This is a genomic window from Micromonospora sp. NPDC050795 (genome assembly GCF_044456785.1).
Lineage (GTDB): Bacteria > Actinomycetota > Actinomycetes > Mycobacteriales > Micromonosporaceae > Micromonospora.
The window spans coordinates 149,261-169,193 of the sequence record NZ_JBITGE010000011.1; the positions used below are offsets into that span (position 1 = coordinate 149,261).

The window sequence follows — 19,933 nt, forward strand, 5'->3', positions numbered from 1 at the left end:
TCCCATACGGCAGTGGCCGCCCGTGCGAACGGGCGGCCACTGACGTATCGCTGGCTTACTTGCGCTTGCGGATCTCCTCGGCGGCCTGTGGGACGATCTTGAACAGGTCGCCCACCACCCCGAAGTCGGCCAGTTCGAAGATCGGCGCCTCGCCGTCCTTGTTGACCGCGACGATGGTCTTCGAGGTCTGCATGCCGGCCCGGTGCTGGATCGCACCGGAGATGCCGAGGGCGACGTAGAGCTGCGGGGAGACCGTCTTACCGGTCTGGCCCACCTGGAACTGGTGCGGGTAGAAGCCGGAGTCGACGGCCGCGCGGGACGCGCCGACGGCACCGCCGAGCAGGTCGGCGAGCTCCTCGACCAGCTTGAAGTTGTCGGCGTTGCCGACGCCCCGACCGCCGGAGACGACCACGCCGGCCTCGGTCAGCTCGGGGCGGGAGCCCTTCTGCTCGGCGACCCGCTCGACGACGGTGGCCAGCTTGTCGGTGTCGGTGACCGACACGCTGAGCTGCTCGATCGCCGGGGTGGCCGCCGCCGGGGCGGGGGTGACCGAGTTGGGCCGGACGGTGACCAACGGCAGGCCCTTGGTGACCTTGGACTTGACGATGGTGGAGCCGGCGAAGGCGACCTGGGTCGCGGTGCCGTCGGCGTCCAGGCCGACCACGTCGGTCAGGATGCCGTTGTCGAGCTTGACGGCGAGCCGGGCGGCGATCTCCTTGCCCTCCTGGGCCGACGCCAGCAGCACGGCGGCCGGCTGCACCCGCTTGACCAACTCGGCCAGCACCGTCGCCTTGGGGGCCACCAGGTAGCCGTCGATCTCGTCACCCTCGGCGGCGTAGATCTTCTCCGCGCCGTACTCGCCCAGCTTGCCGCTCAGCGCCTCGGCGGCGCCGGCGCCGCCGAGCACCACAGCGCTCGGGGTGCCCAGCTCACGCGCGAGGGTGAGCATTTCCAGGGTGACCTTCTTGACGCCGAATTCCTTTGTGGCTTCGACGACGACGAGAACCTCGGACATGTCAGACCCCCCTCTCACACGAACTTTTCGGTGGCGAGGAACTCGACCAGCTTGACGCCGCCCTCGCCCTCGTCAGTGATCTTGGCGCCGCCGGAGCGCGGGGGGCGCTTGGTGTGTTCGACGACGGCGCTGGTGGCGCCGTCGAAGCCCACCTCGTCGGCCGCGACTCCGAGGTCGGCCAGCGAGAGCGTCTGCACCGGCTTCTTCTTGGCTGCCATGATGCCCTTGAAGGAGGGGTAGCGCGGCTCGTTGATGGTGTCCCAGACGGAGACCACGGCCGGGGTGGCGGCGGTGACCACCTCGTAGCCCTCCTCGGTCTGCCGCTCGACGGTCAGCGTCGCGCCGTCGACGGTGAGCTTGCGGGCACCGGTGAGCGCCGCGACGCCCAGCCGCTCGGCGATCATGTGCGGCATCACCTGGACCCGGCCGTCGGTGGACTCGGCACCGCAGATGACCAGGTCGGCGTTGAGCTGACCGAGCGCGGCGGCGAGCACCTTCGAGGTGGCGACGGCGCACGAGCCGTGCAGGGCGTCGTCCAGCACGTGCACGGCCTTGTCCGGGCCCATGGAGAGCGCCTTGCGGATCGACTCGGTCGCCCGGTCCGGACCCATCGTCAGGATGGTGACCTCGCCACCGTGCGCCTCCTTGATCTTCAGCGCCTCCTCGATGGCGTACTCGTCCATCTCGTTGATCACGTTGTTCGCCGAACCGCGGTCGACGGTGTTGTCGTCATTGCGCAGGTTGCGGTCCGCGCCCGAATCAGGCACCTGCTTGACGAGTACGACGATGTTCATCGCGCTTCGACGACCCTCCTGTGTGGTGTTGCGATTCGCTCGCCCGGTATGGGGCGCAGCGTCGCGCGTCGGTCGACGCCAGGTCAACCGAGGGCGGTTGTGCAGTTGCCCACGGCGCAATGTTACCTGCCAGTAGGTTGCGCTCCCGCAGCACTCAGAGTGACACAGCTCACCGACGCGCGGCCGGTCAGGCCGGCTCGGCCAACGCGACCCGGATCTGGTCGATGGCCGCCGCCTCGGCAGGCGCCACCCCGTCGTGCGCGCGGGCCACCTGGTCCGCCGCGGTCAACACCAGATCGCGGTACGCGTCCACGTCGCGTGGGGACTTCTCGCGCAGGATCCGAACCGCCTCACCCAGCGCCGGCAGCACCACCGACTCGATCTCCAGCTGCGAGTCCCGCGGAAGTCGCGGCAGCGGGCCGGTGTTCAGCGCCTCCTTGACAGTGCCACTGGCACCGGCCAGCGCGCCGGAAGCGGCGATGCTCTCCCGGATCACCCCCAGCACACCGGGGTCGGCGTTGGAGACCAGGAAGACGGCACCGAAGGCACCGGTCTTGAGGGTCAGGCGCTCCTCGTCCGTCAACCGCTGTTCCATGATCACGGAGTGTAGACGTACGGGGTGGTGGTGGTGACCGCGACGAGGCCGAGCCGCTGGAGGATGGGTCGGCTGTCCTCGGAACAGTCGACCTGCATGAGCGTCCGATCCCGCTGCTCGGCGAGCCGCGCCCGGTAGTTGACCAACGCCCGGTAGATGCCCTTGCGCCGCCACTGCGGCAGGGTCGAGCCACCCCACATCGTGGCGAAGCCGGTGTTCACCGGGAACCGCACCCAGCCCGCGCTCACCACCGTCCCACCCGCCTCGGCCACCACAACGGTGATCGAGTTCGGGTCGGCGTCGATCTCCTTGGCCAGGCCCGTCACGAGGTGCGAGCGATCCTCCTGCCAGACCTCCTCCTCCATGGCGGCGATCCGCTCCAGGTCCTCCCGGGCGGTCACCTCACGCAGGCGTACCCCCTCGGGAACGACAGGCAGCGCGGCGGCCAGCGGGGCGACCGGCCCGACCACGACGGTCTCGCGGTCCTCCGGCACGAAGCCGGCAGCGCGCAGCCGGTCCGCCAGATCGGCCGGCTCGTCGTGCTCGTTGAGCTTCCACTCGACCGACTGGCCGCGCTCACGGAACAGCTGCACCTGCCGGGCGATCAGCTCGTCCAGCGCGTCACCTGTCAACCCGCCCAGGGTGCGGTACGTGAGGAACCCGCCGGCGTCGAGCCCGATGATGCGGACCAGCGGCCCGTCCCGCTCCACGGTCACCCCGGCCGGCACCGGGTCGGGGATCTCCGGGCGGAGTTGGTTGTCGTAGGCGTCGCGCAGCGTCTGTACGTCGAGATCAGTCACCGGACCAGGCTAAGCGGGAAGGGAAACGGATATTCTCGCACTGTGTGGGAGGCGATCAGGCGGTGGTTCGACCCGACGGAGCTGCGTTCGGTCGGTGAACCGCCGGACTACCGCTTCTCTCTGGCCAACGAACGGACCTTCCTCGCCTGGCTGCGCACCGGGTTGGCACTGGTCGGAGGCGGGTTGGCCGCCGCGCAGTTCCTGCCACCCCTGCCGATGAGCCACCTGCGCGAGGTGATCGCGGTGGCGTTGCTGCTGCTCGGCGCGGCGGTCGCGATCCGCGCGGTGGACCACTGGGCGCGTACCGAGCGGGCCATCCGACTCGGTCAGGAGCTGCCCGCGTCCCGGTTCCCCGCCATCCTGGCGCTCGCCGTCGGCGGCGGCGCGTTGCTGCTGGTGGTCGCCGTCCTGATGCGGGCGGTCGGCGGGCGGTGAACACCGGACGCGACCCGGGGCTGCAACCGGAGCGGACCCGGCTGGCCTGGCGGCGCACCCTGCTCACGGTGACCGTGGTGAGCGTGCTCGCCGTCCGACTGGCGGCGACGGGCGACCCGACCGGTGCGCTGATCGCCGCCGGCACCGTTCTGGTGTGGGGCACCCTGCTGGTGCTCTGCTGGCCGCGGGGCACGGGCACCGGCCCGGCCCGCACCGGCGGCCGGACACTGCCCCTGGTCACTGTGGGTACCGTGGTGCTGGCGTTACTGGGGGTGCTGCTGGTCCTGCGCGGACTGTGGTGACGCGCGCCGGTGCGTCATCATGGGGGCATGGCCCGGCTTGGCGTACTCCTCTTCCTGGTGCAGATTGTCCTCGCCGTCTGCGCGCTGATCAGCTGTCTCTCCGCCGAGGAGGGCAAGATCCGCGCCCTTCCGCGGATCGCCTGGGTGCTGATCATCTTGTTCTTCCCGCTGGTCGGCTCGATCGCCTGGTTCATCGTCGGCCGGGAACCCAGCACCGGCGCCGGCAAGGGTTGGCCGGGCGGCGGCGAGCGGCAGCGTCCTCGGCCGGTGGCCCCCGACGACGACCCGGAGTTCCTGCGCTCCGTCGAGGAACGCGCCCAGCAGCAGGACCAGGAGCTGTTCCAACGCTGGGAGGAAGACCTGCGGCGACGCGAGGACGACCTGCGCCGCCGCGACGGTGAGCCGCCGCGCGAGGGCGACCGACCGGAGGTGTGAGCGCGCCGCCGCCGCCGGCGCGGGAGCGACGGCGGCGGCGGGTGCGACTCAGGCCAGGTTCGACGACCGGGGGTACGCGTCGGTCGGGTCGGTGAGCACGTTCACCAGGTACGGCACTCCGGAGTCGAACGCCCGCTGGAGCGCCGGGCCCAGGTCGGCCGCCTTGGCGACCGTCTCCCCCGCCCCGCCGAGCGCGCTGACCACCGTGTCGTACCGCAGCTCCGGCTGGAGGTCGGCGGCGACGTCGTAGCCGTACATGGCACGCATCGGGTGCTTCTCCAGCCCCCAGATGCCGTTGTTGCCGACGATGATCACCACCGGCAGCTTCTGGCGGACCAGCGACTCGACGTCCATCAGCGAGAAGCCCGCCGCGCCGTCGCCCATCAGCACGCAGATCTGCCGGTCCGGGTGACTGACCCGGGCGCCCATCGCGTAACCCATGCCGGTGCCCAGGCAGCCGTACGGGCCCGGGTCCAGCCACGTGCCGGGCTGGGCCGGCTCCAGGTACCGCCCGGCGTACGACACGAAGTCGCCGCCGTCGCCGATGGTGATCGCGTCCGGGGCGAGCGCCCGACGCAGCTCGCCGTAGATCCGGGCCGGGCGGATCGGGTCGGTCTCGGCGGCCATCTCCGCCGCGTCCCGAGCCTTCGCCGCGTCCTCGGCGACCCGCAGGTCGGCGATCCAGTCGGAGTGGTCGGCCCGGTCACCGGAGTGATCGGCGAGCGCGGAGAGGATCAGACGCAGGTCACCGGCGGGTGCGGCGGCCGGCTGCACGTGCGTCGCCCGCTGGCTGGGGGCGTCGACGATGTGCACCACCTTGGCGTCACCGAAGTCACCGAAGCTGAGCCGGAAGTCCAGCGGAGTGCCCACCACCACGACCACGTCGGCGCCGGAGAGCGCGGCCCGTCGGGCCTTGGCGAACGCCAGCGGGTGCTCCGGCGGGAGCGAGCCGCGACCCATGCCGTTGGTGAAGACCGGCACCTGTAACGCCTCGGCCGCCTCGCGCAGCGCGGCGACCGCGTCGCCCGCGTACACGTCGGATCCGGCGATGATGACCGGCCGCTGCGCCCCGGCGATGAGCAACGCCGCGCGGCCGACCTCCTCCGGGTCCGGGGCGATCGGGTCGACACCCGTCACGGTGGGCAGCTCGGCCTCCGCGACCGAGAAGACCGTCTCCAGCGGGAAGTCGAGGAACGCCGGGCCCCGGTGCGGGGTGAGCGCGGCGTTCAGCGCCGCACCCACCGCCCGCGGGATGTCGTCGGTGCTGAACACCGTCTCGGCGTGCTTGGTGACCGGGGCGACCAGCGGCAGGTGGTCCATCTCCTGGAGGCTGCCCGAGCCCCAGCGGAACGCGGGCGCGCGCCCGCCGAGCACCAGCACTGGCGAGGCGTTGAAGAACGCGCTGGTCATGCCGGAGATGCCGTTGGTGACACCGGGCCCTGCGGTGAGCACGGCGAGGCCGGGGCGGCGCTGGAGCTTGGCCACGGCCTCGGCGGCGAAGACCGCGGACTGCTCGTGCCGGACGTCGTAGATCGGGAAGTCGGTCTTGTACGCCGCGTCGTAGAGCGGAAAGACGTGCCCGCCGGACAGCGTGAACATCTCCCGTACGCCGTGCGCGCGTAGTGCCGCGAGCGCCAACTCGCCGCCGTGGCCCTCGATCCGCTCCGTCATCCGCCGCTCCCCTTCGTTCCTTATGACCGACGCCCCACGCTACTGGCCGGTAGGAACAATGTGAACTGTTCTCGACTAATAGTCAGCGGCCGGTGAAGCCGGGCTTGCGCTTCTCGACGAAGGCCGCCATGCCCTCGCGCCGGTCGTCGGTGGCGAACAGCGCCGCGAAGAGCTGACTCTCCCAGGCGAGGCCGGAGTTCAGGTCCATGTCCAGGCCGCCGTCGACCGCCAGCTTTGCCGCGCGCAGCGCCTGCACCGGGCCCGTCAGGTACGGCTTCACGTAGGCGACAGCGGCCTCGTAGACCTCGGCGGCCGGGACCACCCGGTCGGCCAGGCCGATCCGCAGGGCCTCCTCGGCGTCGACCATCCGGCCCGTCATGATCAGATCCTTGGCGCGGGCCGGGCCGACCAGGCGGGCCAGCCGCTGGGTGCCGCCGGCACCCGGGATGATGCCGAGCTTGATCTCCGGCTGGCCGAGCTTGGCGTCCTCGGCGGCGATCCGCCAGTCACAGGCCAACGCCAGCTCACAGCCGCCACCGAGGGCGTACCCGGTGATCGCGGCGACCACCGGCTTGGGGATCCGGGCGATCGCGCCGAGCGCGCTGGACAGGTTCGCCGCCCGGTCGGCCATGTCCACGTAGGACATGTCAGCCATCTGCTTGATGTCGGCGCCGGCGGCGAAGACCTTCTCCCCGCCGTACACGATGACCGCGCGGACCTCGGGATCGGCGGTGGCCGCCGTCGCGGCGGCGCGCAACTCCTCCTGCACCTGGGTGTTGAGCGCGTTCATCGGCGGCCGCTCCAGCCGGATCGTGCCGATGCCGTCAGTGGTCTCCAGCCGAACGAACTCGCCCACGCTGCCCTCACTTCCTCGTCGAAGTCGCGTGCCAACCTTACGACCCGGCTCGTTTGGGTAAGTAGTGTGGTGTCAGCCCCGTGGGCGGGAGTCCAGCCATGATCACGTATTACGACGACAGGTCGGTGCAGGTCACCTCCACCACCCTTCGCGTCGACGGTCGCAGCTACAAGCTGGCCGACATCACCATGATCTGGCACCGCCGGGGCACCCGCTCCTGGCGTGTGCTGGTGGGGCGGGGCGCGATCGGCGCAGCCCTCGCCGGCCCGCTGGTCGCGGCGGTGCTCGGCATCGGCGTGGCCGTCTGGCTGCACCGCTCCCCCACCGTGACGATCGCGATCGTCGGCGCGTCGGTGTTGGTCGGCCTGGCCGTCGGGCCGGTCGCCGACTTCCTCTTCGAACACCTGGACCGCTCGTACGCCCGGGGCAGCCGCCAACTGGAGATCTGGGCCCGTTGGCGGGGCCAGCCGGTGCGTCTGCTGCACACCGGTGACGCGCTGCGCTTCGGGCAGATCTACCGGGCGGTGCAACGCGCGGTGGAGCACAGCCAGCCGGCCCACCCCGCCACGCGCCGCTAGCCAGCCTGCTCCGTCTGAGGCACGGGCACGGCAGACCGCGCCGAGAACGCGTCGGGGAAGGCCCGATGCCGAGGCCGAACCGGGCGAGGTTTGCCCCGCGGTGGTTAGGCTTAGTGATGACCCTCTATTACCGGGACGACGCGGTGCAGGTGACCTCCGAGTCGATCCGGGCGGGTGGTCACGTGATCGCCCTGTCCGACGTGACGTTCGTCTGGCACGCACGGGGGCAGAAAACCCTCGCCGTGCGCGGCCGTGTGCTGGGGCGCGGTGTCCTGGTCCTGCTGCTCTCGCTGCCGCCGCTGGTCGCCGTGGTCTGCGTGCTGTCGCTGGCCTGGTCGGCTCAGGATCGAGGCAACTGGCAGCTGGCGCTGATCATCCTGGCCGCCTGCGCGGCGGGGGCGCTCGCGCTGGCACCGTTCCTGGAGATCCCCCTCGGCTGGCTGGACCGCTCCTACGAGCGCGGCAGCCACGTGCACGAGTTGTGGGTGCAGCACCACGGTCGGGAGGACCTGCTGGTGCGCACACCGGACGCGCTACGGTTCGGGCAGATCTACCGGGCCGTGCAGCGCGCCGTCGAACAACAGGGGGACCACCGATGACCACCCGCCGCCGCGAGGCCGTCGCCCTGGCCGGCCTGCTCGCGACGGCCGGCGTCACCCATCTGGTACGCCCCGGCGTCTACGACGCGATCGTGCCGCGTGCGCTGCCCGGCCCGCCCCGTTTCTGGACGTACGCCAGCGGGGTCGCCGAACTGGTGGTGGCTGCGGCTGTCGCGAACCCGGCCACCCGGCGGGCCGGCGGACGGGCAGCCGCCGCTCTCTTCGTCGCCGTCCTGCCGGCGAACGTGAAGATGGCCGTGGACTGGCGGCGCCGGCGCCCGACCCAGCGGGCCATCGCGTACGGCCGGGTGCCGTTGCAGGTGCCGCTGATCTGGTGGGCGCTGCGGGTGGCCCGCGCCGAAACCGCCGGTCGACAGTCACGCTGACCTGCTCCGACGGGCGGTTGTGGCACGGCCGACGCACACTTGACCCCATGGCGATTCCCCTCCCCACCCCGACCGCCGTGGTCGGTCTGACCCGCTCCGCCCTCGACCAGGCGCTCGGCTCGGCCGCCTCGATGGCCGCCGTGCCCGCCCGCGCGTTCGCTGTGCTCGACGGGGTGGAGCAGTTGCTGGCCCGGATCAACGGCGTGGTCGACCGGATCGAGACGACCCTGGATCGGACCGACCAGGTGCTCACCGACGCCGAGGGCGCGGTCCGCGAGGTGGCCGTCATCAGCGCCGCCGCGACCACCGCCATCGACACGGCCACCGAGGTGGCCACCGCCGCCGCCGCTGTGGTCGCCGAGGCCGACCGGGTCGCGAACCGCGCCTCCGTCACCGTGGGCACCGCGACTGAGGCCGCCGCCACCGCGGCCGAGTTGCTGGCGGCGTACGAGCCGGCGCTGCGCCGGGCCGCACCGATGGCCGAGCGGTTCGTCGAGGAGCTGAGCCATGAGGAGATCACCGCGGCGATCCACCTGATCGACGAGCTGCCGAAGCTCCGGGAGCATCTGACGGCGGACATCCTGCCGATCCTGGCCACGCTGGACCGGGTCGGCCCCGACCTGCACGACCTGCTCGACGTCACCCGTGACCTCAAGCTCGCCGTGGCCGGCATCCCCGGGCTGGGCATGCTGCGCCGCCGCGGCGAGAAGCTCGCCGACGAGCCCGTCGGCTGACGACCGCCCCGCAGGGGCGAGCCAGCCGGTGTGCCGTGCTTGCCGTCAGGCCGGCGCGTACAGCTCGTCGATCTCGGCGCGTTGCGGCAGCGCCACCGAGGCGCCGAGCTTGCGGACGCAGGCAGCGCCGGCCGCCGACGCCCAGCGCACCGCGTCGACCAGGTCGCGCCCTTCGCCCCAGCCGACGGCCAGCGCGGCGGTGAACGCGTCACCGGCGGCGGTGGAGTCGACCACGTCGACCCGTACCGCCGGCACGTGCACCTCGGTGCCGTCCCGGTCGACGTACCAGGCGCCCTCCCCGCCGAGAGTGAGCACGGCCCGGGGAGTCAGGTCGAGCAGCGCGCGCGGCTCCTCCCGACCCCGGCCGGCGAGCGCCTGCGCCTCGCCCTCGTTGACGACCAGCAGGTCCACGGCGGCGAGCAGCTCGGGTGGGAGATCCCGCGCCGGGGCGGCGTTCAGGATCACCCTGGTGCCGGCCTCGCGGGCGGCCACCGCGGCGGCAGTGACGGTCTGCACCGGGATCTCCAGTTGCGCGACCAGGACGTCCGCCGTACGGACGGTGGTCAGCTCCTCCTCGCTGAGGCCGACCAGGGCGTCGTTCGCGCCGGGGGTGACCACGATGGCGTTGTCCCCCTGGGCGTTGACCATGACCAGCGCCACTCCCGAGGTGCCGTAGACCACGCGAAGCTGACTGGTGTCCACGCCGGCCGCTGTGATGCGGGCCTTGAGGGTGACGCCGAAGGCGTCCGAGCCGATCGCGCCGAGGAAGGCACAGGAGGCGCCGGCACGGGCCGCGGCCACGGCCTGGTTGGCACCCTTGCCGCCGGGCACCATCACGAAGTCGGTGCCGAGCATGGTCTCGCCCTGTCGAGGCAGCGCGGGTGCCATCGCGACCAGATCCATGTTGGCGCTGCCCACCACGGCGACCCGGGTCTGCGGCACGGCCGTCTCCGCCTGTCCGGCGCTCAGGCGGCGCGGGCGGTGAAGCGGTCGCCCGACCGCTCGACGACGAGTGGCAGCCCGAAGGTCTTGGAGAGGTTGTCACCGGTCAGCGTCTCGGTGAGCAGGCCCTGGGCGACCACCCCGCCCTCGCGCAGGAGCATCGCGTGGGTGAATCCGGGCGGGATCTCCTCGACGTGGTGGGTGACCAGCACCATCGCCGGGGCGTCCGGGTCGTACGCCAGCTCGGCCAGTCGGGCGACCAGGTCTTCCCGACCGCCCAGGTCGAGCCCGGCGGCGGGCTCGTCGAGCAGCAGCAGCTCCGGGTCGGTCATCAGGGCACGGGCAATCTGCACCCGCTTGCGCTCACCCTCGGAGAGGGTGCCGTAGCGGCGTTCGGCGAGACCACCGACGCCGAGTTGACTCAGCAGTGCCCGCGCCCGCGCCTCGTCGCCACGGTCGTAGTTCTCCCGCCAACGGCCGACCACCGACCAGGCGGCGGTCACCACCACGTCGCTGACCCGCTCGTCGGCGGGCAGCCGCTCGGCGATCGCGGCGGTGGTGAGCCCGATCCGGGTACGCAGCTCGTTGACGTCGGTGCGGCCGATCCGCTCGCCGAGCACGTGCGCGACACCCGTGGTGGGGTGCAGCCGACCGGCGGCGAGGTTGAGCAGTGTGGTCTTGCCGGCGCCGTTGGAGCCGAGCACTACCCACCGCTCGTCCAGTTCGACACGCCAGGTCAGGTCCTCTAGGAGGGCGGTGCCGGAGCGGCGCACGCCGACGCCGTCGAGGCTGACCACCAGATCCGGGTTCACCGCACCATCCAACCACGCAGCGCCGGGGTGCCCCCCATGGGCGGCACCTCAGCCATAGGGTGAAGCGCCGTGTCATTGATCACCAAGCCCGAAGGACGGCCCATGCCCAGCCGACGTACGGAGCTGCGCAGATGAGCGCGGTCATCGAGATCGAAGGTCTACGCAAGAGCTTCCGCAGCCTGCGCAGCGGCCCACGCGTGGCGGTGGACGGGTTCGACCTGCTGGTCGAGGCGGGCCAGGTCCACGGCTTCCTGGGCCCCAACGGCTCGGGCAAGACCACCACCCTGCGGGCCCTGCTCGGGCTGGTACGCGCCGACAGTGGCCGGATGACGGTGCTCGGCGAACCGTCGCCGGAGTTGCTGCCCCGGGTGGCGGGTCAGGTCGGTGCCATCGTGGAGAGCCCGCAGTTCTTCGGCAACTTCACCGGCTACCGGACGCTGCGGCTGTTGGCCCGCGCCGGTGGTGTGCCGGTCTCGCGGGTGGACGAGGTGCTGGATCTGGTGGGCCTGCACGACCGGGGCGATGAGCGGGTGAAGGGCTACTCGCTGGGCATGAAGCAGCGTCTGGCGGTGGCGTCTGCGCTGTTGAAGGACCCGCGTCTGCTCATCCTGGACGAGCCGGCGAACGGGCTGGACCCGGCGGGCATCCGGGAGATGCGGGACCTGATGCGGTCGCTGGCGGCCAACGGGGTGACGGTGCTGGTGTCCAGTCACATCCTGGGCGAGATCCAGCTGATCTGCGACCACGTCACGATCATCTCCCGGGGGCGGCGGGTCGCGACCGGTCGGGTGGACGAGGTGCTGGCGGGCCACGACCGGCACGAGTTCCTGGTCCGGGTGGCCGAGCCGGAGCGGGCCGTCGAGCTGCTGCACGCGGCCGATCTGACGGCGGTGGTGGACGGCGGAGCGTTGGTGGTGAGCGGGGTGAGCGACCCGACGGCGATCAGCCGGGTGCTCGGTGAGCAGGGTCTGTGGGTGGGCGAGCTGACGCCGCTGCGGCCGGATCTGGAGAGCGTCTTCCTGGAGCTGACCGGCGCGTACGAGCATCCGTCGGTGCCCCGGCAGGTCGGGGACCCGTCGCTGCCGCAGGACGAATCTGTGATCGACCTCGATCGGGGAGTGGACGCGTGAACCTGGTGCGTGCCGAGTTGGAGCGACTGTCCGCGCGTCGTTTCGTGCAGCTCATGGTCGTCCTGTTGGCGTTGGCGTTCGCCGTCACGGCGGCGACCACCCTTGCCGGCTCCCACAAACCGAGCGTCAGTGAGCTGAACTCGGCGCGGACGCAGGCCGCCGAGGCGCGGCGTGACATGGAGGCCACCCACCAGGAGTGCCTGGCCCGCCAGGACAGCACTTCGACCTCCGACACGGACAGGTACTTCCCCAGCGACTGCTCCGAGATCGACCCGATCCGGCAGGACCGCCTCCCGATCGCCGCCGACTTCCTGCCGGGTGTGTTCACCTTCGCCGAGCAGGCCGAACCGCTGCTGTACTTCCTCATCGCGTTCCTGGTGTTGTTCGGGTTCCTGGTCGGCGCCTCCTACATCGGCGCGGACCTGACCTCGGGCGGGGTGGTGAACCTGCTGCTCTGGCGACCGCGTCGGTTGACGGTGCTCGCGACCAAGCTCGGCACCCTGCTCGGCGCGGTGCTGGTCCTGGCCCTGCTGGCGTCGGTGGTCTATCTCGCCACGTTCTGGGTGATCGGGCAGGCTTTCGGGTTGCCGGGCCGGCTGGACGGTGACTTCTGGCGCTCACTCGGCGCGGTGCACGGCCGTGGCCTGGTGCTGGTGCTGCTGGCCTCCGCGCTGGGCTTCGCGATCGCCACGCTGGGTCGGCACACGTCGGCGGCGCTCGGTGCGCTCGCCGCGTACGCGGTGGTCTGGGAGTTGGGTGGCCGAGTGGTCCTGGAGATCCTCGACGCGCGCAAGTCGGACCTGTTCATGCTGTCCAGCCACATCGGGGCGTGGCTCAACGGCGAGGCGCGGTTCTATGACGAACAGGTCTGCCGGGGCAGCGGCCAACTCCCCTACTGCGACGGTTTCTACACGGTGACCTGGCTGCCGGCGCTGTTGGTGCTGTTGGTGATCACCGGCGGTCTGACCGCGGCGGCGTTCGCCGTGTTCCGTCGCCGCGACCTGATCTGAGTCGAGGCCGTCGGGTCGCCCTGGTCCAGGCGGCCCGACGGAACGGCCGAGCCGACGCCCGGCAGGAGCTTGCAAGCTGCGGTGGCGCGGTGAAATATTCCTTCACATGACCGCCGCAGCGGGCTCAGCCGACGGTGGAGCCGAACACCTCGTCGCGTACGGCGTTGAGGGCGGTGCGCAGCGCGCCGTGCAGGATCGGCTCCTCGGTCAGCCCGGTCGGCACCACTCGCGGCTGGACCAGGGTGATCGCGGCGACCTCCTGCTGCACCCGGTCGGCGAGCGCCGCGCCACCGGCCTGGCCCACCTCGCCGGCGAGCACGACCAGCGGCGGGTCCAGCACCACGCAGGTGCTGGCCACGCCGAGCGCGAGCCGACGGGCGAGTTCGTCGAGCATCGGGCCGCCGTCAGCGCCGGCCGCGACGGCCGCGCGGACCGCCTCGGCGGCGTCGGCGTCCGGGTAGCCGTGCTCGCGGGCCACCGCGCGCACCGAGTCCGCACCGATCAGCTGCTGGAAGGCCGGCTTCGCGCGACGCGAGACGTCGCGCGGGATGGGCGCGCCGGGCACCGGAAGGTAGCCGATCTCGCCGGCCGCACCGCTGCTGCCGTGGTGCAACCGCCCGCCCAGCATGATCGCCAGGCCGACGCCGGCGCCCACCCAGACCAGCACGAAGTCCGACAGCCCTCGCGCCGCGCCGGACTGCGCCTCGGCCACGGCGGCCAGGTTGACGTCGTTCTCGAAGACCACAGGTGTGTGCAGGTCGTCCCGCAACGCGGCGAGCAGTCCACTGTGCCAGCGCGGCAGGTTGAAGGCGAAGGTGATGTCGCCGGTGCCGGGGTCGACCAGGCCCGGCGTGCCGAGCACGATCCGTCGTACGCTGCTCAGCTGCGCCTGGGCGCTGCTCGCCGCCTGCACGACGGCGTTGTGCACCACGCCCACCGGGTCGTCGGTGTCCCGGGTCGACTGCTCCACCCGGCCGATGACCGCGCCGGTGATGTCGGCGCACGCGGCCACCACCCGGTCCGGCCCGACGTCCACGCCGACGACGTGCGCACTGCTCGGGCGGACGGCGTAGAGCTGGGCGTTCGGCCCGCGCCCGCCGGCCTGCTCGCCGACCCGCGCGACGAGGCCGCGCTCCTCCAGCCGCTCGACAAGCTGCGAGGCGGTGACCTTCGACAGGCCGGTCAGCTCGCCGAGTCGGGCCCGGGTCAGCGGGCCGCGTTCGAGGAGCAGTTCCAGCGCGGCACGGTCGTTGAGCGCCCGCAACAGACGGGGGGTGCCGGGCAGCCGGGTCGCACTCATGACACGTCCTCTAGTTTTAGTAAACTTTGCTAACTGTAAACCGACCTGCGAACGGGTAGCCGTAGCGTAACGGTCACCCGACGGTGGGACGCTCGGCCGAGTCGGCAGGGCCAAGACCACCACCGGTACGACGTTTCGTACCCGCAGGGCACCGAAGGGGGAAACACGTGGGGTTGGATCCAGGACTGCGCCGGCTCGCGCTGGGCACGCTGCTGGCCGCGTACCCGGGACCGGTTCCGCCGGACTGGGCGGTCGACCTGCTGGCCGACGGGCTGGCCGGGCACACCCTGTTCGGCACCAACGTGCACGACCCCTCGCAGGTGGCGGCGAGCACCGCCGCACTGCGCACCGGTCGACCCGACGCGCTGATCGCGATCGACGAGGAGGGCGGCGACGTGACCCGGCTGGCGCACGCCACCGGCAGCCCGTACCCCGGCAACGCCGCCCTGGGTGCGATCGGCGACGTGGCCCTCACCCGACGGGTCTACCAGTCGATCGGCGCCGAACTGGCCGCGCTCGGCATCACCGTCAACCTCGCCCCCACCGTCGACGTCAACACCGCCGACGACAACCCGGTGATCGGCACCCGGTCCTTCGGCGCGGATCCGGTGCGGGTGGCCGCCCACTCGGCCGCCGCCGTGGCCGGGTTGCAGGCCGCCGGCGTGGCCGCCTGCGCCAAGCACTTCCCCGGGCACGGTGCCACCGTCACCGACTCCCACCACGAACTGCCCACAGTGGATGCTCCGCTGGGCCTGCTCCGCCAGCGGGACCTACCGCCGTTCGCGGCCATCGTCGCCGCCGGGGCGCGCGCCGTGATGACCGCGCACATCCGGGTGCCGGCGCTCACCGGCGCCGACCCGGCCACCTTCAGCCGAGCCGTCCTCGTCGACCTGTTGCGCACCGAGTACGGCTTCACCGGCACCGTCATCACCGACGCGCTGGAGATGAAGGGTGCCGCCGTGGCCGCCGGTGGGGTCGGGCCGGCTGCGGTCCGAGCCCTGAGCGCGGGCGCCGACCTGCTCTGCATCGGCGCGAAGGTCGACGCCGAGCTGGTCGAACGGGTGGCCGCCGAGATCGTCGACGCGCTCGCCGACGGCCGGCTGACGAAGGCGCGGGTCGAGGAGGCGGCCGGCCGCGCCGCCGATCTCGCCGCCTGGACCCGGGCCGCCAGCGGGTCGCCGGCCACCAGCGACACCGAGCTGGGGTACGCGGCAGCGCGTCGAGCGGTCCGGGTGGATGGCCTGCTCACCGGCCTGGACCAGCCACTTGTGGTGCAACTGCACACCGAGTCGACGATCGCCGAGGGTCGGGTGCCGTGGGGCCTCGGTCCGCACCTGGACGGGGTGTCGGAGATCCGGGTGATCGCCGCCGAGACCGACCCGGCCACGCTGCGCGGACTGGCGGGCGACCGTCCCATCGTCCTGGTCGGACGACACCTGCACCGGCTGCCCGGCGGCCCGGAACTGGTCGCCGACCTGGCGGCCCAGCACCCGGTGACAGTGGTGGAGATGGGCTGGCCGGCACAGTGGCGGCCCGTTGGCGTCCGTGCCTTCGTCACCACCTACGGCGCGAGCCACGCCAACGGTCGCGCGGCGGCCGAGGTGCTCGGCCTGGCCGGCTGAGCCACGGCGTCCTCCGGCCGGGCTGAACCGCTCGGCCGGATGTCGCGCTCCAGCACCGCACCGAAGTGTCCACAGTCACTGGTCGCCACTTCTTGAACATGTTCAACATCGGCCCTAGTCTGATGGCGTCGGTAGTTGAACACGTTCAAGAAGGGCGTCCACATGGACATCAAGGTCTGGATGTACGTGATCTACCTCGCGGTCAGCGTCGGCCTGACCATCTGGGTGGCTCGAGCACTGTCCCGCAACGGGCAGGTCTTCCTGGAGGAGGTGTTCGCCGAGGAACGACTCGCCCGGGCTGTCAACAGCCTCCTGGTGGTCGGCTTCTACCTGCTCAACCTCGGCTATGTCACGGTGGCGATGAAGCACCCCGACCCGGTCGATTCGACCAGCCAGGCCATGGAGGAGCTGTCCCTCAAGATCGGCTTGGTGCTGCTGGTGCTCGGCGCGCTGCACTTCTTCAACGTCTTCGCGCTCGGCCGCTACCGCCGAAACCGACTCCGCCAGCTCGCCACCCACCCCCCGCTCGCCCCGATCGGCCGACTCCCCATGCCGTCCGCCCCTCCCGGATCGCAGTTGGTCGGCGCGTACCCGGGCGGACCGCAGCCGACCGCTGCACACCCGGCAGGACCTCCGCCGGCCGGCCCGCAGCCGGGCGTCGGCCCGACGAACAACCCACAAACCCGATGACCGTGCCCCCGACGGACGGCATCGGCCGGCTCCCGGATCCCACCGCGCTCGGGGGCGGTGGGATCCGGGGGTTCACCGTCCTGTTCGACGCCGCCTGCCCGATCTGCCGCGCCGCCCGCCGCTGGTTGTCGTCCCGCGCCCAGCTCGTACCCCTGGAGTTCGTGCCGGCCGGGTCCGCCGAGGCCCGGCGGCGCTTTCCCGGCCTGGACCACGACGCGACGCTGCGCGACCTCACCGTGATCGCCGACACCGGCGAGGTGTACGCGGGCGACGGTGCCTGGTTCGCCTGCCTCTGGGCGCTGACCGACCACCGGTCCGCGGCCGAGCGGCTGGCCCGACCGCACCTGCTGCCCCTCGCCCGCCAGACGGTGGCCGCCGCCTCGGCGATCCGCGAGCGGATCCGCGACCCGTGGGCCGAGCCGACCGACGAACCGGCGGGATACGGTGACCTCGATGACCGAACAGCCTGCGCAGACGACCACTGCGGGTGACCCAGCCACCGCCCGGGGCGAGCAGACCCGGCAGCTGATCCGGGACACCGCGATGCGGCTGTTCCGCGAACGCGGATACGCACAGACCACCATGCGGGCGATCGCGCAGGAGGCTGGCGTGGCGGTGGGCAACGCCTACTACTACTTCGGCTCCAAGGACCACCTGATTCAGGAGTTCTACGCCCAGTCCCAGGTCGAGCACCGGGCCGCCGCGCAGCCCGTGCTCGATCGGGAGGAGGCGTTCGGTCCCCGGCTCGCCGGAGTGCTGCACGCGGGGATCGACGTGTTGACGCCCTCACACGGATTCGCGGCGACCTTCTTCAAGACGGCGGCGGAACCCACCTCGCCGCTGAGCCCCTTCTCCGCTGAGTCCTCCGGCCCCCGACAGGCGGCCATCGACCTCTTCGGCGAGGTGTTGACCGGCTCGACGGCCAAGGTCGACGCCGAGCTGCGTCCACAGCTGCCCGAGCTGCTCTGGCTCGCGTACATGGGCGTGATCCTCTACTGGGTGCACGACCGATCGCCGGGCCAGACCAAGACCCGCCAACTGATCGACGGGGCCGTGCCACTCGTCGATCGGCTCGTGGCGCTGTCCCGACTCCGGGTCCTTCGGCCGGTGACCCGACAGGTGCTCGACCTGATTCGTACGCTCCGTCACTGACCCGGTTGACCTCCTTCGCCAACGAAGCAGCAGGTCAAGTCCGCTTTTCGACACTCCGAACCGACAGCTTCAACCTTGCCCCGAGCCTGTTCGATACGTAGCGTGATCGACACGTGGCGGCCCGCCGCTACACCCGGAACCGGGGCCTGGGGGGAGGTTGCGGACCGTGGATCCGGCCCGGGATCCACGGTCCGCGCCCATCACCGCCCCACCCCACCCCACCCCACCCCACCCCACCCCACCCCACCCCGCCCCCACCCCCGCCCCCGCCTCGTCGATCTTGCAGTTTCGGTCGTCGAAATGCGTGGGATGCCCGGGTGTGTCGCGACAGAAAGTGCAAGATCGCGAACAGTTGCGGCTTCGGGCCGGTCAGCGCGGATAGACCCCGTACGCGCGCCAGCCCCGGTCCGGGAAACCGGCCGCTTCGGCGACCCGGGCCGAGGCGTGATTGTCCCGCTCATGCAGGTAGGTGGGGATCGCTCCCTCGTCGAGCACCCGCCGCGCAGCCTGGGCCACCAGCCGACGGGCGAGGCCGCGCCCCTGGGCGGCCGGCACGGTGCCGACTGCCAACTCGTGCCCGTACGCGTCGTGCCGCTTGATCGCGGCACCGGCCAGATAGGCGCCGTCCGGGTCACGGACCACGAGCACCGGCCGGTCGAAGAGTCGCAGCCACGGCGGCAGCCCGGCGGCGGTCGGCTCGGTCCACTCCCCCACGTCGGGCAGCGGGGCAGGCGTCCGGCTCCACCGGAAGGGACCGTCGTGTACGCAGAATTCGGGGCGGCCGACGGCCTCCGGCAGCGCGGCGAGCAACCGAGCCGGCGTACGGCGAACCAACGCGCGGATCGCCGCCACCCGGTCGGGCGCCACGGAGAGCACGGCGCTCTGCCCGGTGTCCACGGCGAGCGCGGGGCGTAGCCGGCCGTCCCAGGCCGGTTCGGCACGCCGCTGCGAGGCGACCACGTGCAACCCCGGCCCGGCCGGCCACTGGCCGAGCCAGGTGGCCAGGTGCAGGTGAAGTCGCCGGTCGAGCATGCGCACCTCCCCGCGTCACCCGACCCGTCGTCGATCACCGTACGCCGGACGGCAGGGCCGGGCGCAGGATACGTCAGGGCCGAGCGGAAAAGGGTCCGGGAACCGAGCACTGGGATCGACCGTCATATGTATTTCCATATCTGGACACCTTTGTTTGGGACGGTGAACGCATGCCGATTCAGCCGAGCGACCACTACCAGCAGGACCCCGAGCGACTCTGGCGGGCGGCCGAGGCCGTCGGAGGCAATCCGCCCCAGCCGCGCTACCGGAACCCTCGGACGGTCGGTGGCGGCGCACTGTCGTGGGCCGGCCTGAACAAGCTGTCCGTCGGCAGCTCCAGTCGGCACCGCCTGAACAACCACTGACGCACCACCGAGCGGGTGGGACCGAAGGGCAGCCTCTGACGTCCGCCCGGGGCCGACACACCGGAGGAGGTCCAGCGGCGGCTTTCGCACACCTGTCGGGTAATTTCTTGTGGTCCGCCATCCCGGCCTACGACAGGAGAACCCCCGCGCATGGGCAAGAAGACGATCCACGTCTCCGACTTCACCGGCACGGTCCTGCAGCAGGACGACGGGTGGTCCGCGTCGTCGTGCTGGAGCACCCGGACCTGGTCGCCGGGCCCGTGCAGTTGGACGCCACCCCGGGCGAGGTGGAGAACATCGACGACGCCGCGCTGGACGTGGCGGTGGTGGAGATCCACGACCGGCACGGTCACGGTGAGCCCCGCCGGGTGGTGTTGACCGCCAGCGAGTTCGACGCGATGGCCACCGACGTGCCGATGGCGCAACTGTTGAAGACGGCCGAACGGGTCCGCCCGCCCAAGGCCCGCAAGACCACCGAGAAGATCGACTACGGCACGCTGGAGCACGCCGGCAAGCCACACCGGGGCCGGGTCACCGAGGAGGAGGCCCGCCTGGTGCGCGAGCATCTCGACGAGGTCAACAAGCGACTCGCCGACGCGGGCGTACGCCAGATCGACCCGGCCGATCCGGAGCACGCCCTGCGTTACGGCTTTCCTGAGGCGTCCTGACCCCGGTTTC

Annotated in this window: 24 protein-coding genes and 1 pseudogene; 15 read left to right on the forward strand and 10 right to left on the reverse strand. The window is 71.8% G+C overall.

Annotation, left to right across the window (positions count from 1 at the left end):
- Window positions 1–55 precede the first annotated feature (55 nt).
- The 4 genes from ACIBEF_RS12630 to ACIBEF_RS12645 form a co-directional block, all read right to left on the reverse strand.
- Window positions 56–1,015, reverse strand: a complete 960-nt coding sequence (locus tag ACIBEF_RS12630) for an electron transfer flavoprotein subunit alpha/FixB family protein (protein ID WP_091393283.1) — start codon at window positions 1,013–1,015, stop codon at window positions 56–58.
- A 14-nt stretch (window positions 1,016–1,029) separates the two neighbouring features.
- Window positions 1,030–1,809: an electron transfer flavoprotein subunit beta/FixA family protein gene (locus ACIBEF_RS12635; protein ID WP_112582103.1), complete on the reverse strand. Its 780-nt coding sequence runs from the start codon at window positions 1,807–1,809 to the stop codon at window positions 1,030–1,032.
- 187 nt (window positions 1,810–1,996) lie between these two features.
- Window positions 1,997–2,410, reverse strand: coding sequence for a hypothetical protein (locus ACIBEF_RS12640; protein ID WP_396793534.1), 414 nt, complete (start codon window positions 2,408–2,410; stop codon window positions 1,997–1,999).
- Complete coding sequence (locus tag ACIBEF_RS12645) at window positions 2,407–3,204, reverse strand: GNAT family N-acetyltransferase (RefSeq protein WP_396793535.1); 798 nt, start codon at window positions 3,202–3,204, stop codon at window positions 2,407–2,409. Before ACIBEF_RS12645 ends, ACIBEF_RS12640 begins: the two co-directional genes overlap by 4 nt.
- Before the next feature lie 42 nt (window positions 3,205–3,246).
- Here ACIBEF_RS12645 and ACIBEF_RS12650 point away from each other — a divergent pair, with 42 nt between their 5' ends.
- From ACIBEF_RS12650 to ACIBEF_RS12660, 3 genes are read left to right on the forward strand one after another with little or no spacing between them, the layout of a single operon-like run.
- Window positions 3,247–3,639, forward strand: a complete 393-nt coding sequence (locus tag ACIBEF_RS12650) for a DUF202 domain-containing protein (RefSeq protein ID WP_357221521.1) — start codon at window positions 3,247–3,249, stop codon at window positions 3,637–3,639.
- Window positions 3,636–3,941: a DUF202 domain-containing protein gene (locus tag ACIBEF_RS12655; protein WP_396793536.1), complete on the forward strand. Its 306-nt coding sequence runs from the start codon at window positions 3,636–3,638 to the stop codon at window positions 3,939–3,941. Before ACIBEF_RS12650 ends, ACIBEF_RS12655 begins: the two co-directional genes overlap by 4 nt.
- Before the next feature lie 27 nt (window positions 3,942–3,968).
- Window positions 3,969–4,376 (forward strand): PLD nuclease N-terminal domain-containing protein, encoded by a 408-nt coding sequence (locus ACIBEF_RS12660; protein ID WP_396793537.1) that lies wholly within the window; start codon window positions 3,969–3,971, stop codon window positions 4,374–4,376.
- A gap of 48 nt (window positions 4,377–4,424) precedes the next feature.
- On the opposite strand, the gene ACIBEF_RS12665 is transcribed toward ACIBEF_RS12660, so the two are convergent.
- Window positions 4,425–6,047: an acetolactate synthase gene (locus ACIBEF_RS12665; protein WP_396793538.1), complete on the reverse strand. Its 1,623-nt coding sequence runs from the start codon at window positions 6,045–6,047 to the stop codon at window positions 4,425–4,427.
- Window positions 6,048–6,129: 82 nt separating this feature from the next.
- A complete protein-coding gene (locus ACIBEF_RS12670; RefSeq protein ID WP_396793539.1) occupies window positions 6,130–6,903 on the reverse strand; it encodes an enoyl-CoA hydratase-related protein in 774 nt (257 codons plus the stop codon).
- A gap of 98 nt (window positions 6,904–7,001) precedes the next feature.
- Here ACIBEF_RS12670 and ACIBEF_RS12675 point away from each other — a divergent pair, with 98 nt between their 5' ends.
- The 4 genes from ACIBEF_RS12675 (at window position 7,002) to ACIBEF_RS12690 (ending at window position 9,200) form a co-directional block, all read left to right on the forward strand.
- Window positions 7,002–7,481, forward strand: coding sequence for a DUF6232 family protein (locus ACIBEF_RS12675; protein WP_396793540.1), 480 nt, complete (start codon window positions 7,002–7,004; stop codon window positions 7,479–7,481).
- 116 nt (window positions 7,482–7,597) lie between these two features.
- A complete protein-coding gene (locus tag ACIBEF_RS12680) occupies window positions 7,598–8,080 on the forward strand; it encodes a DUF6232 family protein (RefSeq protein ID WP_355005366.1) in 483 nt (160 codons plus the stop codon).
- Window positions 8,077–8,466 carry a hypothetical protein gene (locus ACIBEF_RS12685; RefSeq protein ID WP_396793541.1) on the forward strand — a complete coding sequence of 130 codons (390 nt, stop codon included), beginning with the start codon at window positions 8,077–8,079 and terminating at the stop codon, window positions 8,464–8,466. The genes ACIBEF_RS12680 and ACIBEF_RS12685 overlap by 4 nt, the downstream gene beginning before the upstream one ends.
- 47 nt (window positions 8,467–8,513) lie before the next feature.
- Window positions 8,514–9,200, forward strand: coding sequence for a hypothetical protein (locus ACIBEF_RS12690; RefSeq protein WP_396793542.1), 687 nt, complete (start codon window positions 8,514–8,516; stop codon window positions 9,198–9,200).
- A 45-nt stretch (window positions 9,201–9,245) separates the two neighbouring features.
- On the opposite strand, the gene ACIBEF_RS12695 is transcribed toward ACIBEF_RS12690, so the two are convergent.
- Together ACIBEF_RS12695 and ACIBEF_RS12700 are read right to left on the reverse strand one after the other, a co-directional pair.
- Window positions 9,246–10,142 carry a ribokinase gene (locus ACIBEF_RS12695; RefSeq protein ID WP_396793543.1) on the reverse strand — a complete coding sequence of 299 codons (897 nt, stop codon included), beginning with the start codon at window positions 10,140–10,142 and terminating at the stop codon, window positions 9,246–9,248.
- A gap of 23 nt (window positions 10,143–10,165) precedes the next feature.
- Window positions 10,166–10,966, reverse strand: coding sequence for an ABC transporter ATP-binding protein (locus tag ACIBEF_RS12700; RefSeq protein WP_355005371.1), 801 nt, complete (start codon window positions 10,964–10,966; stop codon window positions 10,166–10,168).
- 119 nt (window positions 10,967–11,085) lie between these two features.
- Between ACIBEF_RS12700 and ACIBEF_RS12705 the strand changes: the two genes are divergently transcribed.
- Together ACIBEF_RS12705 and ACIBEF_RS12710 are read left to right on the forward strand one after the other, a co-directional pair.
- Window positions 11,086–12,084, forward strand: coding sequence for an ABC transporter ATP-binding protein (locus ACIBEF_RS12705; RefSeq protein WP_396793544.1), 999 nt, complete (start codon window positions 11,086–11,088; stop codon window positions 12,082–12,084).
- The gene (locus ACIBEF_RS12710; RefSeq protein WP_396793545.1) at window positions 12,081–13,094 is read left to right on the forward strand and encodes an ABC transporter permease subunit; all 1,014 of its coding nucleotides are present in this window, start codon (window positions 12,081–12,083) and stop codon (window positions 13,092–13,094) included. Before ACIBEF_RS12705 ends, ACIBEF_RS12710 begins: the two co-directional genes overlap by 4 nt.
- Before the next feature lie 124 nt (window positions 13,095–13,218).
- Here the strand turns inward: ACIBEF_RS12710 and ACIBEF_RS12715 are convergent, their stop codons facing one another.
- Window positions 13,219–14,394, reverse strand: coding sequence for an ROK family transcriptional regulator (locus ACIBEF_RS12715; protein ID WP_357206324.1), 1,176 nt, complete (start codon window positions 14,392–14,394; stop codon window positions 13,219–13,221).
- A gap of 167 nt (window positions 14,395–14,561) precedes the next feature.
- Here ACIBEF_RS12715 and ACIBEF_RS12720 point away from each other — a divergent pair, with 167 nt between their 5' ends.
- From ACIBEF_RS12720 to ACIBEF_RS12735, 4 genes are all read left to right on the forward strand, one after another.
- On the forward strand, window positions 14,562–16,016 hold the full coding sequence (locus ACIBEF_RS12720; RefSeq protein ID WP_396793546.1) for a glycoside hydrolase family 3 N-terminal domain-containing protein: 1,455 nt from the start codon (window positions 14,562–14,564) through the stop codon (window positions 16,014–16,016).
- Between the two features lie 135 nt (window positions 16,017–16,151).
- Entirely contained in the window at window positions 16,152–16,706 is a 555-nt protein-coding gene (locus ACIBEF_RS12725; protein ID WP_396793547.1) for a hypothetical protein, read from the forward strand.
- Window positions 16,703–17,197 (forward strand): thiol-disulfide oxidoreductase DCC family protein, encoded by a 495-nt coding sequence (locus ACIBEF_RS12730; RefSeq protein WP_396793548.1) that lies wholly within the window; start codon window positions 16,703–16,705, stop codon window positions 17,195–17,197. Before ACIBEF_RS12725 ends, ACIBEF_RS12730 begins: the two co-directional genes overlap by 4 nt.
- Entirely contained in the window at window positions 17,160–17,858 is a 699-nt protein-coding gene (locus ACIBEF_RS12735) for a TetR family transcriptional regulator (RefSeq protein WP_357208605.1), read from the forward strand. The genes ACIBEF_RS12730 and ACIBEF_RS12735 overlap by 38 nt, the downstream gene beginning before the upstream one ends.
- Window positions 17,859–18,227: 369 nt before the next feature.
- Here ACIBEF_RS12735 and ACIBEF_RS12740 read toward each other — a convergent pair whose 3' ends face one another.
- Window positions 18,228–18,890: a GNAT family N-acetyltransferase gene (locus ACIBEF_RS12740; RefSeq protein ID WP_396793549.1), complete on the reverse strand. Its 663-nt coding sequence runs from the start codon at window positions 18,888–18,890 to the stop codon at window positions 18,228–18,230.
- A 170-nt stretch (window positions 18,891–19,060) separates the two neighbouring features.
- Between ACIBEF_RS12740 and ACIBEF_RS12745 the strand changes: the two genes are divergently transcribed.
- A complete protein-coding gene (locus ACIBEF_RS12745) occupies window positions 19,061–19,255 on the forward strand; it encodes a DNA repair protein (RefSeq protein ID WP_396793550.1) in 195 nt (64 codons plus the stop codon).
- Window positions 19,256–19,405: 150 nt separating this feature from the next.
- A pseudogene (locus tag ACIBEF_RS12750) lies at window positions 19,406–19,923 on the forward strand (hypothetical protein).
- Window positions 19,924–19,933: the final 10 nt, after the last annotated feature.